Below are 13566 nucleotides of genomic sequence, written 5' to 3'. Positions count from 1 at the left end.
CCCGGGTGGCTGACGGCGCGCCATGGTCCGGAGTGCGCGCCTTCCTGTCGGCGCGGACGGGGATGGCCCTGAGCGGCCCTCAGGTCCGCCGGCTGGATGAGCGGCTGGCGGCGCGCAGCCAGGGCCTCACGCCGCACCAGTACCTGATGTTCCTCCAGTCCCCGTCGGGCGTGACGGACCTGGAGGACCTCATCGCCGCGGTGGTGGTGAACAAGACGGACCTCTTCCGCGACGAGGTGCAGCTCGCCGCGTTTCGAGCGCAGGTCCTCACCCCACTGGTGGCGAGGAATCGGCGGCCCCTGCGCGTCTGGAGCGCGGGCTGCGCCACGGGCGAGGAGGTGGCCACGCTGCTCGTCCTGCTCGCGGAGGCAGGGGCCGACCCGGACAGCACGGTGTTGGGGACGGACATCGCCGGGGACACGCTGCGCCGTGCGCGGTGGCTGGCGTACGGCCGGGAGCAGCTGCGCCGCGTCCCACCGGAGCTGCGCTCGCGGTACTTCGTCCGGTCCGGCGCGAAAGAAGCCCTGACGCCCGCACTGCGGGAGCGTGCGAGCTTCCAGTGCCACAACCTGATGGAGTCGCCGTATCCGGTGGCGCCCGGCGGAGGCGGCTTCGACGTCATCTTCTGCCGCAACGTCCTCATCTACTTCACCGCGGAGGCCTTCCAGCGCACCGTGGAGGCGCTCGCGGGGAGCCTGGCGCCCGGCGGCGCGCTGGTGCTGTCCGCGTCCGAGCCGCTGCTCCGGGTGCCGGCAACGCTCCGTGTGCGGCGCGGCGAGCAGGCCTTCTTCTACGTCCGGCCGGAGGAAGGGGCGTCCGAGCCGTCGCCAGCCCCGCGCTCCTGGAACGGCGCTGCGTCACCTTCAAGGAAGCGTGGCACGACCCTGCCCCCGGGCCGAGCCCCTGAGCGCGCTCGCACCGAGGCTCCCCATGGGCTTTCGGTCCCGGCGCCCCTGGAGGTGGGGGACGTCCGGGGGGCCGTGGCCACCGCGCCCGAGCCCAGCCCGGAGGCCTGCGCGGAAGCAGACCTCCTCTTCGCCTGCGTGCTGGATGGCGCCGCCTCGGGTGTCTCCGACGCCGTGGCGGAGCAGGACCTGCGTCGCTGCCTGACGCTGGACCCGGACCATGCCGCCGCCCGGTATCTGCTCGGGCTGCTCCTGGAGCAGTGCCGGCGCACCGTTGAGGCTGCCGCCGAGTACCGCCGGGCCTTTCAGGCCCTGGAGTCGGGCCGTTCGCGCCCCGTGGCCTTCTTCCTCAACCCCGACCGCCTCCGGGTGGCCTGCGCGCATGCTGCCGAGCGACTGGAGTTTTCCATCCAGAGGCGGTGACCGGCCAGCCGGGCAGGCCTTGGCGGGAGCCCCAACGGGACGAGAGAAGTCCGGACGGGCAGGGCGTTTGCGCCTAAGATGGCGCCCGATGCGAAGCTTGGCGCTGATATCCCTGCTGGCCCTCCCTGGTTGCTTCTATCCCGCTGACCGCGGCCGCGCCCTCGAGGCGAAGGTCGACCGGCTCGGCACCGACTCCGCTCAGATTCAGACGGAGCTGAAGGAGACGCGCGAGCAGCTCGCCGCCACGCTCCCGAAAATCGACGAGAAGGTCGCGGAGGTCACCAAGGCCCTCAAGGGGCTGGACACCGCGTCGCGCCGAAAGGACGCGGACATCGGCGTGCAGTTCCAGAAGACCGTCGAGGACCTCGCCCAGCTTCGTGGCCAGGTGGAGACGTACCTCCACAAAATCACCGAGCTGGAGACGGCGCTGGCCGCGCAGGACCAGAAGCTGGTCTCCATGCAGGGCGAGGCGGCGCTGAAGGAGGCCGAGGCGAAGAAGAAGGCCGAGGAGCTCAAGCGCCCCACGGACAAGAAGGAGTTCCTGGCGCTCGCCAAGGCGAAGGCCAAGGCCGGCGACGTGCTGCTGGCGCGCCAGCTCTACAACGAGTTCATGAAGAAGTGGGCCAAGGACCCGCTGGTGGGGGACGCCCACTTCGGCCTCGGTGAGACGTACTTCTCCGAGTCCAAGTGCCGCGAGGCCCTCTTCGAGTACGGCAAGGTGCTGCAGGACTTCCCGAAGGCGGAGTCCGCGCCGGAGTCGTACCTGCGCTCGTCGGACTGCTTCGCCCAGCTGAAGATGAAGGAGGAGTCGCGGCTGGCGCTGGAGGAGCTCATCAAGAGCTACCCGAAGTCCGCCGAGGCGAAGACGGCCAAGGAGCGCATCGCCGAGCTGGACAAGAAGGCGGCGCCGGCCAAGAAGGGCAAGAAGTGAGCCCGCGTCCGGTGAAGCTGGCCGCCCTGGCGCTGCTGCTCCTGCTGCCCCTGGTGGCGGGCGCGGCGCCCAAGCAGCTCGTCCTCCTCTTCACCGGAGACAATGGGGGCGAAGTCGCCCCCTGTGGTTGAAGGCACAACCCATCTGGCGGTCTGGCCAGACGAAAAGTCGCGATTGAGAAGGAGCGCAAGCAGGGCACGCCCGTGCTGGTGCTGGACGCCGGCAATGCGCTCTTCAAGAGCCGGGACAGCGCGCAGGCCCCGGATGCCCGGGCGCGCGCGGAGCTCGTGCTGTCGCAGATGGACGCGCAGGGCACCGCGGCCATGGCCGTGGGCGCGCGCGACCTCGGGTTCGGCGTGGGCTTCCTCAAGAAGCAGACGCGGCAGGCGAAGCTGAAGCTCCTGTCGGCGAACCTCGCGGACGCGCAGGGCAAGCTGCTGTTCCCCGCCTCGCTGGTGACGACGGTGGGCGGCGTGAAGGTGGGCGTGGTGGGCGTCTCTCCCGCCATGGCCAAACCCACTCCGGTGGGGCTCGCCGTTCCGGGCCAGCCCCAGGCGCAGGTGCAGGGCCTGCCGGTGCAGCCCGCCGTGGCCGCCGAGGCGAAGCGCCTGCGTGAGAAGTCGAAGGTGGACCTGGTAGTGGTGCTCGCGGCGGTGCCCCACGCGGAGGCGCTCCAACTGGCCGATCAGGTGGAGGGCGTGGACTTCGTGGTGCAGTCCCACGAGGGCCGGGGGCAGGGCATCGCCCAGCGGCAGGCCCTGGCCACGGTGATTCCTTCCGGGGCCCGGGGCCGCGAGCTGGCGAAGCTGGTGCTCCAGTTGGAGGGGACGGGCCGCTTCGCCGACGCCTCCGTGCAGGAGCGCACGCGGCAGCAGCTGCGCCTGCTCGAAGGCAACCTCACCCGGGCGAAGGCGCGGCTCGCGGGGACCCAGGACCCGGCCGAGAAGCGGCCCCTGGAGGCGACGATTGCCCGCCTGGAAGCCTCGCGGGCGGCCTACCAGAAGGAACTGGCCGGCGGCGCAACGGACGCCGGGCGCACGCATCTGTTGTCGTACATCCAGCTTGGCAGTGACGTCCCGGCGGATCCGGTCGTCCAGAAATGGGTGGAACGCGTCGAGCCCCCCGGCTCGGCGGCCCATTGAGCCGTGCTGGCCTTGTGAAGCGGTCCAAGCGCCATTATAAGCGCCGACCATCCCTCAGCGCCGGACCTCCTACCCGTCAGCGGGTGGGGGCAAGGCATACTGGAGCGTGTCATGAAGCCTGAAATCCATCCCGTCTACCCGCCGTCCCGCGTGACCTGCATGTGCGGCAACGTCGTGGAGACGAAGTCCACCCGCGGCTCGTTCTCGGTGGAAATCTGCTCGAACTGCCACCCCTTCTTCACGGGCAAGTACAAGCTCGTGGACACGGCCGGCCGCATCGACCGCTTCCGCAAGAAGTACGGCGCGTCGCCGACCTCCGCCAAGAAGGCGTAGGCCGCGGGGGCCACACACGGGCCCCGCCACAGTCCAGGCAGTCCCCGTCGAGCAGGGTGTCGGAGGGCCTCCACGAGAGGCGCTCCCGCCCTGCTCGCGGCGCTTCTACGGCCTGAATCCCCCGTCAAGTTTCAGGGTGCTACAGGCCAGAAATTAGACGTAGCACCGAAGCGACCGCACAGTCCGCCGCGTCCACGACGAAGAGTCCGACGGAGGCGAGATGTCCGCGCACGGTGCAGCAGCCCCTTCCCTGAAAGTCGTCCGCCGTTCGCTCAACGAGAGCGTCTACGCGAAAGGGGAGGCCTATACGCTGCTGCACGGCGACAGCCTGGAGCTGATGTCGCAGTTCGAGCCCCAGACGTTCGACATGATTTTCGCCGACCCGCCGTACTTCCTCTCCAACGGCGGCTTCACCTGCAAGGGCGGCAAGCGCGCCTCGGTGGCCAAGGGCGGCTGGGACGTGTCGCGCGGCGTGGAGGAGGACCACAAGTTCACCACCGAGTGGCTCGCGGCCTGCCAGCGCCTGCTCAAGCCCACCGGCACGTTGTGGGTGAGCGGCACCCAGCACGTCATCTTCAACGTCGGCTTCGCGATGCAGAAGCTCGGCTACAAGCTGCTCAACACCGTCACCTGGTTCAAGCCCAACGCGAGCCCCAACCTGGCGTGCCGCTACTTCACGCACTCCACGGAGCTGCTCATCTGGGCCTCGCCGAAGTCCGGCGGCAAGCTCCAACACACGTTCAACTACTCACGCATGAAGGCGGAGAACGGCGGCAAGCAGATGCGCGACGCGTGGGTGCTGCCGCCCTCCGGTGACGCCGAGCTGACCGCGGACGGCGAGGGCCGGCTGTGGACGCTCACCGTCCCGCGCGGTGGCGAGGAGAAGGCCTTCGGCAGCCACCCCACGCAGAAGCCGGTGGCGCTGCTGGAGCGCATCCTGGAGGCGAGCTGCCCCCCGGACGCGCTGGTGCTGGACCCCTTCAACGGCAGCGGCACCTCGGGCGTGGCGGCCCTCAAGCTGGGCCACCGTTACGTGGGCATCGACATGGACGAGAAGTACCTCGCCCTGTCGGAGAAGCGCCTGAACGCGGCGGCCTCGAAGTAGTCCCGTCCTGCTCGCGCGTCCTCAGGCGCGCGAAAGGATGAGCTCCACGCCCTGACGGGCGATGGGGTGGTAGCGCTCCCCGTGCTTCTTGAAGAGCGCGCGCGCCAGACTCCGGTGCGCATGCGACGCGGAGAGCACCCCGTACAGCGGCTTGAGGTACTTCATCCGGCCCACCTCGCCGAGGAACGTCTCGGTGCGAGCCACGGCCGGCTCCCAGCCCGCGCGCAGCGCCACCACCAGCCACGCCACCAGCACCTCCGAGTTGCGGCTCTCGGTGAGGCTGAAGCGCGCGTCGAGCTGTTGGATGACGTCCCGTGGCAAGTCCCAGGGCAGTGACTCCAGGTAGAGCTGCCACTCGGCCGGCGTCCAGTCCTTCGCCTGCTCCGGCGTGGGCACCTTGCCGCGCAGCGCGTCCATGGCCTCCAGCCGCAGGGAGCGCGGTGAGGGCGCCCCGGGGGGCACGCCGGGCCGGTGCAGGTACGCCTCCGCGTCCACCTTGGTCAGCACGCCGGGCAGCTCCTTCTCCGCGAAGGCGACGAACTCCTCGGTGGTGAGCGCGCGGAAGCGGTAGGTGGCCAGGTAGCGGCGGAGGAACTCGTCGAAGGCGGGCCGCCCGGCCGCGTCCTCCATGGCGCGCAGCAGCAGGTAGCCCTTCTCGTAGGGAATCTGGGAGAAGGCCTCGTCCGGGTCCACGCCGGCCAGGTGGGTGCGCAGCGACGTCAGCTGCGGGTGCGCGCGGAAGTGCTGCAGCGCGGAGTCCAGCGCGCGGCGGCCCAGCGCGCCGTGCAGCGCCGACACCTCCGGACCCTCCAGGACCTCCAGGATGCGGCGCTCGGCGAAGACGGTGAAGCCCTCGTTGAGCCAGAAGTGCTCCGCGGAGGCGTTCGTCACCAGGTTGCCCGTCCACGAGTGCGCCAGCTCGTGCGCCACCACGTTGACCAGGCTCTTGTCTCCGGTGATGAGCGTGGGCGTGAGGAACGTCAGGCGCGGGTTCTCCATGCCGCCGTAGGGGAACGAGGGCGGCATGGTGAGCAGGTCGAATCGCTCCCAGTCATAGGGCCCGAAGAGCGACTCGGCGGCGCGCAGCATGTCGTCCACGCCGGAGAACTCCTCCGCCGCGTCCTCCAGCAGCTCTGGCTCCGCCCACACGCGCGAGCGCGGCCCCAGCTCCTTCGGCGCCAGGCTGCCCACCGCGAAGGCCAGCAGGTACGGCGGCACCGGCTGGGGCATCTCGTAGTGCTCCTCCGCCTCCACGCCGTGCTCCTCGCGCCGCAGGAAGCTGGCGGCCATGACGGCCTTGAGCGCCTTGGGAATCCGCAGCGACGCGGTGTAGCGGATGCGGATGCGCGGTGTGTCCTGGAGCGGCACCACGCTTCGGGCGTGGATGGCCTGGCACTGGCTGTAGAGGAAGGGGTGCTTCCCTCCGGCTGTCTGCGAGGGCGTCAGCCACTGGAGCGCGCTGGCGTGCGGCGCCGTGCGGTAGCGCACGGTGAATTGCCGCAGCCCCACCGGCAGCTCGATGCGCAGCCGGCTGCCGAGAATCGGCTCGGAAGGGGAGAGAATGTAGGGCAAGGGACGACCCGCGGCGTCGACGACGTCACGGATTTCCAAATCCCGGGTATCCAGGTCCAGTGGCCCGGCCGAGGCTTCCTTGAGGGTGTGGGTGACCTCCGCGTGCAGCCGCTGCGTCTTGAAATCGACGCGGGCCCTCCAGTCCAGGGTTTCCGTCTCAGGCTGCGTGCTGTCGTTGTACGAGTGCGGGTCGAGGCGAGCCATGGAGGGCCGGTATCTAGTCGGCTTGTCCTCTGGTGGCGAGTGTCCTGGCCGTCCGAACCGATTGACTTTCGGGTCAATCGCCTACATTTGTGCAATCCCCTCCTTCCCAACAGGGAGCCTTTTCCACATGACGACGCGGATCCGCAAAGTGGCTGTGCTGGGCGCCGGAGTAATGGGCAGCGGCATCGCCGCGCACCTGGCCAACTCGGGCGTGCGCGCGCTCCTCCTGGACATCGTTCCGCCCAAGGCCGCGCCGGGCGAGGACACCTCCTCGAAGGCGTTTCGCAACAAGTTCGCCCAGGGCGCGCTGGCCAACCTGCGCAAGCAGAAGCCGAGCCCCATCGTCTCTGGTGAGGTCTTCACCAACATCGAGGTCGGCAACTTCGAGGACGACCTGCACCGCATCGCCGAGTGCGACTGGGTGGTGGAGGTGGTGAAGGAGGACCTGAAGATCAAGCAGGACCTGTTCGCCAAGGTGGAGAAGCTCATCCGCCCGGGCACCATCGTGTCGTCCAACACCTCCGGCATGTCGATTGTGGGGATGACCGAGGGCCGTGGCGCGGAGTTCAAGAAGAACTTCCTGGTCACGCACTTCTTCAACCCCGTCCGCTACATGAAGCTGCTGGAGCTGGTGGCCGGGAAGGAGACTGCGCCGGAGGTGCTCAAGACGCTGCACCGCTTTGGCGAAGAGGTGCTGGGCAAGGGCATCGTCTACGGCAAGGACACCACCAACTTCATCGCGAACCGCATTGGCGTGTACGGGATGATGCGGACCATCGCCGCCATGGACAAGGCGGAGCTGTCCATCGAAGAGGTGGACAAGATTTTCGGCCCGGCCATGGGCCGTCCCAAGTCCGCCGTCTTCCGCACCGCGGACATCGTGGGCCTGGACACGTTCACCCACGTGGCGAAGAACTGCTACGACACGCTGACGCACGACGAAGAGCGTGACGTGTTCGCCAGCCCCGCCTTCCTCCAGAAGATGGTGGAGAAGGGCATGCTGGGCGACAAGAGCGGCGGCGGCTTCTACAAGAAGCAGGGCAAGGACATCCTCGCGCTCGACCTGAAGACGCTGGAGTACCGGCCGCAGGCGAAGGTGCGCTACGAGTCGCTGGGCGCCGCGCGGGACATCGAGGACGTGCGCGAGCGCGTGGCCTCGGTGATGAACGCCGAGGACAAGGCGGCGAAGTTCGCCGAGGGCGTCACCCTGGACGTGCTGGCCTACACCAGCCGCCGCATCCCGGAGATCGCCGACGACGTGGTCAACGTGGACCGCGGCGTGCGCTGGGGCTTCGGTTGGGACTTGGGGCCCTTCGAGGTCTGGGACGCCTACGGCGTGAAGAAGGGCGTGGAGCGGATGAAGGCCCTGGGCCTGAAGCCGGCCGCGTGGGTGGAGGAGATGCTGGCCGCGGGCCGCACGTCCTTCTACGGCGTGGAGAACGGCAAGGACACGTACTGGGACATCCCGTCCAAGTCCGTGAAGGTGGTGCCGGAGAACGCCCGCACGCAGCGCGTGGAGTACCTCAAGCGCGGCAACAAGAAGATCGCCGGCAACGACGGGGCCACGCTGTGGGATTTGGGCGACGGCGCGACGCTGCTCGAGTTCCACACGAAGATGAACTCCATCGATGACCAGATCATCGAGATGATGAACACCGCGCTGGACGAGACGGAGAAGAACCACAAGGGCCTCGTCATCGGTAACGACGGCTCCAACTTCTCCGCGGGCGCGAACATCGTGGCGCTGCTGTGGGCGGCCAAGAGCGGCGAGTTCGAGTCCATCCGCAAGCTGGTGACGGGCTTCCAGGCAGTCAATCAGCGCATGCGCTACAGCCCGGTGCCGGTGGTGACGGCGCCCTTCAACCTCACGCTCGGCGGCGGCGCCGAGGTGACGATGGGTGGCAACGCCATCCAGGCCAGCGCCGAGCTGTACATGGGCCTGGTGGAAGTGGGCGTGGGCCTCATCCCGGGCGGCGGCGGCAACATGCAGCTGCTGCGCAACGTGTACGGCCCATTCGGCACGGACAAGGACTTCGACTTCTTCCCCTTCCTGAAGAAGATCTTCCTCACCATCGGCATGGCGAAGGTCGCCACCAGCGCCGAGGAGGCCCGTGAGGCGGGCTTCCTGACGCAGGCGGATGGCATCAGCGCCAACCGGGACTTCCTGCTGTCCGACGCGAAGGCCCGCGTGCTGGGCATGGCGGACGCCGGCTTCAAGGCGCCCCGTCCCACGCGCTTCCGCCTGCCGGGCACCAGCGGCGCGGCCACCATCGACATGATGCTCTACGACATGGAGCTCAACGGCCAGGTGAGCGCGCACGACCGGAAGATCGCCCAGAAGCTGGCGAAGGTGCTGACGGGTGGCAACACCAGCCCGTCGCTGCTCGTGACGGAAGAGCGCTTGCTGGAGCTGGAGGCCGAGGCCTTCCTGAGCCTGTGCGGCGAGGAGAAGACCCAGGACCGCCTGCAGCACATGATCGAGAAGGGCAAGCCGCTGCGGAACTGACGGCCGGCCAGTATCCATAGGCTACTGAACCAGAGATTCGCTGAATGCCCGGGTGCCCCCCGGGCAAGGAGACATCAAAATGGCTGGTCGAGTCGTGATTGCCAGCGCGGTCCGCACGCCCTTCACCCGCGCGCACAAGGGAGAGTTCAAGGACACCCGGCCGGATACCCTGGCCGCTGTCGCCATCAAGGAGGCCGTTGCCCAGGTCCCGGGCCTGAAGCCGGAGGACATCGGTGACGTCGTCCTGGGCTGTGCCATGCCGGAGGCCGAGCAGGGCATGAACGTGGCCCGCGTGGCCACGCTGTTGGCGGGCCTGCCCGTCACGGTGCCCGCGATGACCATCAACCGGTTCTGTTCCTCCGGTTCGCAGGCCATCGCCCAGGTGGCGCAGGCCATCCAGGCGGGGATGTACGACGTGGGCATCGGCGGTGGCACCGAGTCCATGACGATGGTCCCCATGGGCGGCAACAAGGCGAGCGCGAACCCCGAGGCCATGGAGCGCCTGCCGGAGATCTACACCTCCATGGGCGCCACGGCGGAGAACATCGCGTCGCGCTACGGCGTGTCGCGTGAGGACTCGGACAAGTTCGCCGCCGAGAGCCAGCGCCGTGCCGCCACCGCGCGCGAGCAGGGCAAGTTCAAGGAGGAGATCGTCCCCGTCACCACGACGTACTACGACGACGACGGCGTGGCGCAGAACGTCACCGTCACGGTGGACACCATCCTCCGCCCGGAGACGACGGTGGAGGGCCTGGCCAAGCTGCGTCCGGCCTTCAACCCCAAGGGCGTGGTGACGGCCGGTAACGCGTCCCCGCTGACGGACGGCGCCGCCGCCGCGGTGGTGATGAGCGAGGCCAAGGCGAAGGAGCTGGGCGTCAAGCCGCTGGGCTACTTCATCGACGCCGCGGTGGCGGGCGTGCCCCCGGAAATCATGGGCATCGGCCCGGTTCCCGCGGTCCGCAAGCTGCTGGAGAAGAACAAGCTCAAGGTCGAGGACATCGACGTCTTCGAGCTGAACGAGGCCTTCGGCGCGCAGGCGCTGTACTGCGTGCGCGAGCTGGGCATCCCCGCCGACAAGGTGAACCCCAACGGAGGCGCCATCGCCCTGGGTCACCCGCTGGGCGTCTCCGGCGCGCGCATGGTGGCCACCATCCTGCGCGAGCTGAAGCGCCGCAACGGCCGCTACGGCGTCGTCTCCATGTGCATCGGCGGCGGCATGGGCTTCGCCGCCCTCATCGAGGCGCCCAAGTAGTCACCGCTTCGACGTGAGCCACTGATTCAAGCACGGGCCTCGGGGGAAACCCCGGGGCCCGTGTCGTTTCGGGCTCAGCGCGCCGCCGTGGCTTCGTCCGGGTCGTCCACCGGTACGCCGGCCAGGCGCAGCACGCGCAGGGCGTTGGTGGTGTCCACCACGCCCTGGCGCAGCTTGTAGTCGAACATCATCTTCCCGGCCTCCAGGTGGTCCCGGAAGTGGACGTTGACGACATGGGCGCCCGGCTCGTCCGCGAGCACCGCCAGGGACAAGTCGTGCGTCGTCACCGCGCCAATGGCGCCAGTGCCCAGCAGCAGGCGCAGCACCTCGCGCGAGGCAATCTGCCGCTCGCGGGTGTTCGTCCCCAGGAGGATTTCGTCCAAGAGGAACAGCACCTGCCCGCGCGCGGCCTGCGCCGCGTCCAGCACCGCCTTGATGCGCTGCACCTCCGCGTAGAAGTAGGAGACGCCGCGCTCCAGCGAGTCCTTCACCCGCATGCTGGTGAGCGTCTGGAGCGGTGTCAGGCGGAAGTGCTTCGCGCTCACCGGCGCGCCCGCCAATGCCAGCACCACGTTGGCGCCCACCGCGCGCATCAGCGTCGTCTTGCCGCTCATGTTGGAGCCGGTGATGAGCAGCGCGTGCCGGGGGCCGGGCAGGGACACGTCGTTGGGCACCGGCGCGTCCAGCAGCGGGTGGCCCAGCGCCGTCGCCTCCACACAGGGGCCATTGGCCGCCAGGACGGGCCAGGTGAAGTCCGGCCGGTCATGGGCGAGGCCCGCGACGCAAGACAGGGCTTCCAGCTCGGCCAGGGCCTCGAACCACTGGCGCAGCTGCTTGCCGTGGGCCTCGCGCCAGCGCTCCAGCGCGAAGTGCGCGTGGATGTCCCAGAGCGTGAGCCAGTGAATCAGCGGGTGGAACTGGTGGCGCTTGAACTCGATGAAGGAGAACAGCCGGCTGAAGCGCTTGAAGTGCTCGGACACGGGCGGCTGGCCGGGCTGCTGGAGGCCGGACTGGAGCGTCTTCAGGCGCGGGTGCTCGAAGCGCTGGGCCTCCACGCGCTCGAAGATGGGGGCGTAGCGCACGAAGCCGCGCTCACCCACCTCCACGCCTTCGTCCATGACCTTCAGCGGGCGGCGGGTGATGACAGCCACGCCCAGCTGCGCGGCCAGGCCCACCCAGAAGGCCGACTCCGGCAGCACCTCGAACTTGCCCAGGACGTAGACGGCCAGCGTCACCAGGGGCAGCACCACCGCCACCGGCCGGGCCCAGCGGATGGCGTTCAGCTGTGGACCCAACTCCGCCCACTGGATGAACAGCGCCGGGTCCGCCTTCTCGCGCGAGGCGTCCCGCGCGTCCACGCAGAGGTCCTGGCGGAAGTCCAGGTTGGGCGCCAGTTCGCGCGCGGCGCCCTGTCTGGCTTCGACCTCCTGGGCGGACGCGGGGGCGGAGAGCCACGCCGCCAACCGTTCTTCTCCAGCGCGCGTGGCCGTCTCGTTGAGGAGCTGGAAGAGGCTGCCCTGTCCGAAGACGTCCAGGTCCGGGGTGTACAGGTGACTGGGGGACAGGAAGCGTTCACCGCGCTCGGTGAAGTCGTGCCAGCCGGGCCCCAGTCGCGCCAGGCCGCGTTCGTTGAGCGTCACGTACAGCTTCGCCCGGGCCTCGCGGCGGAAGACCTGATGGTGGAGGACGGCGAGCACGCCGTAGAGCGCCAGCGCGGCGGCGCTGGCCCACCACCACACCTTGGGCAGACGCCCGGCCAGCACGAAGCCCGCGACGCCGGCCGCGGCCAGGAAGGCGAGTGTTCGCAAGTTGGCGTAGCGGGCGCTCACGCGGTCCAGCGCGGTCAGCTCCGCCTGCGCGGCGGATCGGCGCTCGGTGTACGTACGATGCGGGGATGGGGGCTCGGCGGTGGCGGACACGATGGGCACGCATGCTGCGGTCGCGCGGCGTCCAGGGCAAGCGGCAGGTGCAAATGCGTGACGCCGGGTCGACGGAGGCCCGGCCAGCACCCCGTTTCCTGGCCTGATTCATGTCAGACCCGGCGCGTAGATTTCTCCTCGTCGGCGGTCACGAGGGGGCACCGGAATGAGCACGTCAGTCATTGATAACCGCGTCGAAATCGTCTTCAGCTTTGACACCACTGGCAGCATGTATCCGTGTCTTGCACAGGTGCGGAAGAAGCTGCGGGGCACCGTGTCCCGGCTGATGAAGGAGATTCCGGGCATCCGCATTGGAATCATCGCCCACGGGGACTACTGCGACGCGGGCTCCACGTATGTCACCAAGATGCTGGACCTGACGGACGACGAGGGCGCCGTGGTCCGCTTCGTGGACCGCGTGGAGCAGACGGGCGGGGGCGATGCGCCCGAATGCTACGAGTTCGTACTGCATCAGGCGCAAAGCCTGTCTTGGACAGTCGGATACACGCGGGCGCTGGTCTTGATTGGCGACGACGTTCCACACGGGCCCGCGCAGAATCCACACAAGCTGGACTGGCGCAAGGAGGTGGCCGCGCTGGGGAAGATGGGCATTCCCGTGTATGGCGTGCAAGCCCTGGCGCGCCGTCACGCGACGGCCTTCTACAAGGAACTGGCGGAGAAGTCGGGCGGCTTCCATCTGAGCCTGGACCAGTTCGCCCACGTCACCGACCTGCTGCTGGCCGTCTGCTACAAGCAGTCCTCGGACGCGCAGCTTCAATCGTTTGAGCAGGAAGTGGTGCGCGAGGGCCGCATGAGCCGCGGCCTCAACGTGATGTTCAGCACCATGCTTCAGCGCACGGCGCCGCCGCTCTACGGCGAGGCGGACCTGCGCGCGGTTCCACCGGGCCGCTTCCAGGTGCTGGACGTGGACCGGACCCAGCCCATCAAGGACTTCGTGCAGGAGAACGGCCTGCGCTTCAAGACGGGCCGGGGCTTCTACGAGTTCACCAAGACGGAGACCATCCAGGGCCGCAAGGAAGTGGTGCTGATGGACCGCAAGACGGGTGACCTCTACAGCGGCGAGCGGGCCCGCGAGATGCTCGGGCTGCCGCCCGGGGAGACGGTGCGCATCCGGCCCGCCAGCCTGGAGAAGTACGTCGTCTTCGTGCAGAGCACTTCGGCCAACCGGAAGCTGATGGGGGATTCGAAGTTCCTCTACGAGGTCGAGGACTGGGATGGCGCCCGGTCCGCCGCGGCATAGAGGTTCCCTCGCG

At 68.9% G+C, this 13566-nt stretch carries 11 protein-coding genes; 9 read left to right on the top strand and 2 right to left on the bottom strand.

All coding sequences use genetic code 11. The features are described from left to right. Positions 1–5: 5 nt before the first annotated feature. From BLU09_RS22725 to BLU09_RS22705, 6 genes are all read left to right on the top strand, one after another. Complete coding sequence (locus BLU09_RS22725) at positions 6–1328, top strand: CheR family methyltransferase (RefSeq protein WP_090491607.1); 1323 nt, start codon at positions 6–8, stop codon at positions 1326–1328. Between the two features lie 88 nt (positions 1329–1416). Beyond that, positions 1417–2259, top strand: a complete 843-nt coding sequence (locus BLU09_RS22720) for a tetratricopeptide repeat protein (RefSeq protein ID WP_186817938.1) — start codon at positions 1417–1419, stop codon at positions 2257–2259. After that, a complete protein-coding gene (locus tag BLU09_RS39910) occupies positions 2256–2390 on the top strand; it encodes a hypothetical protein (protein WP_002634075.1) in 135 nt (44 codons plus the stop codon). Before BLU09_RS22720 ends, BLU09_RS39910 begins: the two co-directional genes overlap by 4 nt. Before the next feature lie 72 nt (positions 2391–2462). Further along, positions 2463–3401: a metallophosphoesterase family protein gene (locus BLU09_RS22715; RefSeq protein WP_090491605.1), complete on the top strand. Its 939-nt coding sequence runs from the start codon at positions 2463–2465 to the stop codon at positions 3399–3401. Between the two features lie 111 nt (positions 3402–3512). Next, positions 3513–3734 carry a 50S ribosomal protein L31 gene (gene rpmE / locus BLU09_RS22710; RefSeq protein WP_011555112.1) on the top strand — a complete coding sequence of 74 codons (222 nt, stop codon included), beginning with the start codon at positions 3513–3515 and terminating at the stop codon, positions 3732–3734. Between the two features lie 220 nt (positions 3735–3954). Next, positions 3955–4839 (top strand): DNA-methyltransferase, encoded by an 885-nt coding sequence (locus BLU09_RS22705; RefSeq protein ID WP_090491604.1) that lies wholly within the window; start codon positions 3955–3957, stop codon positions 4837–4839. Positions 4840–4860: 21 nt separating this feature from the next. Here BLU09_RS22705 and BLU09_RS22700 read toward each other — a convergent pair whose 3' ends face one another. Further along, a complete protein-coding gene (locus BLU09_RS22700; protein ID WP_090491603.1) occupies positions 4861–6615 on the bottom strand; it encodes a M1 family metallopeptidase in 1755 nt (584 codons plus the stop codon). A gap of 127 nt (positions 6616–6742) precedes the next feature. On the opposite strand from BLU09_RS22700, the gene BLU09_RS22695 reads away from it, so the two are divergent. Next, positions 6743–9121: a 3-hydroxyacyl-CoA dehydrogenase/enoyl-CoA hydratase family protein gene (locus BLU09_RS22695; RefSeq protein WP_090491602.1), complete on the top strand. Its 2379-nt coding sequence runs from the start codon at positions 6743–6745 to the stop codon at positions 9119–9121. Between the two features lie 79 nt (positions 9122–9200). Further along, the gene (locus tag BLU09_RS22690; protein ID WP_090491601.1) at positions 9201–10373 is read left to right on the top strand and encodes a thiolase family protein; all 1173 of its coding nucleotides are present in this window, start codon (positions 9201–9203) and stop codon (positions 10371–10373) included. Positions 10374–10447: 74 nt separating this feature from the next. Here BLU09_RS22690 and BLU09_RS22685 read toward each other — a convergent pair whose 3' ends face one another. Further along, positions 10448–12301 carry a MutS-related protein gene (locus tag BLU09_RS22685; protein WP_373284044.1) on the bottom strand — a complete coding sequence of 618 codons (1854 nt, stop codon included), beginning with the start codon at positions 12299–12301 and terminating at the stop codon, positions 10448–10450. Between the two features lie 157 nt (positions 12302–12458). Here BLU09_RS22685 and BLU09_RS22680 point away from each other — a divergent pair, with 157 nt between their 5' ends. Next, complete coding sequence (locus BLU09_RS22680) at positions 12459–13553, top strand: vWA domain-containing protein (protein WP_090491599.1); 1095 nt, start codon at positions 12459–12461, stop codon at positions 13551–13553. The last annotated feature ends 13 nt before the right edge of the window (positions 13554–13566 follow it).

The organism is Myxococcus virescens (assembly GCF_900101905.1).
Lineage (GTDB): Bacteria > Myxococcota > Myxococcia > Myxococcales > Myxococcaceae > Myxococcus > Myxococcus virescens.
Note: the sequence above shows the minus strand (reverse complement) of the source record. Positions and strands in the feature narration are given on the sequence as shown.

What these genes read in the sequence shown, in the direction of transcription:
- BLU09_RS22700 (WP_090491603.1), bottom strand. Translation starts at nt 6,615, where the DNA reads ATGGCTCGCCTCGACCCGCACTCGTACAACGACAGCACGCAGCCTGAG.
- BLU09_RS22690 (WP_090491601.1), top strand. Translation starts at nt 9,201, where the DNA reads ATGGCTGGTCGAGTCGTGATTGCCAGCGCGGTCCGCACGCCCTTCACC.
- BLU09_RS22705 (WP_090491604.1), top strand. Translation starts at nt 3,955, where the DNA reads ATGTCCGCGCACGGTGCAGCAGCCCCTTCCCTGAAAGTCGTCCGCCGT.
- BLU09_RS22695 (WP_090491602.1), top strand. Translation starts at nt 6,743, where the DNA reads ATGACGACGCGGATCCGCAAAGTGGCTGTGCTGGGCGCCGGAGTAATG.
- rpmE (WP_011555112.1), top strand. Translation starts at nt 3,513, where the DNA reads ATGAAGCCTGAAATCCATCCCGTCTACCCGCCGTCCCGCGTGACCTGC.
- BLU09_RS22720 (WP_186817938.1), top strand. Translation starts at nt 1,417, where the DNA reads ATGCGAAGCTTGGCGCTGATATCCCTGCTGGCCCTCCCTGGTTGCTTC.
- BLU09_RS22680 (WP_090491599.1), top strand. Translation starts at nt 12,459, where the DNA reads ATGAGCACGTCAGTCATTGATAACCGCGTCGAAATCGTCTTCAGCTTT.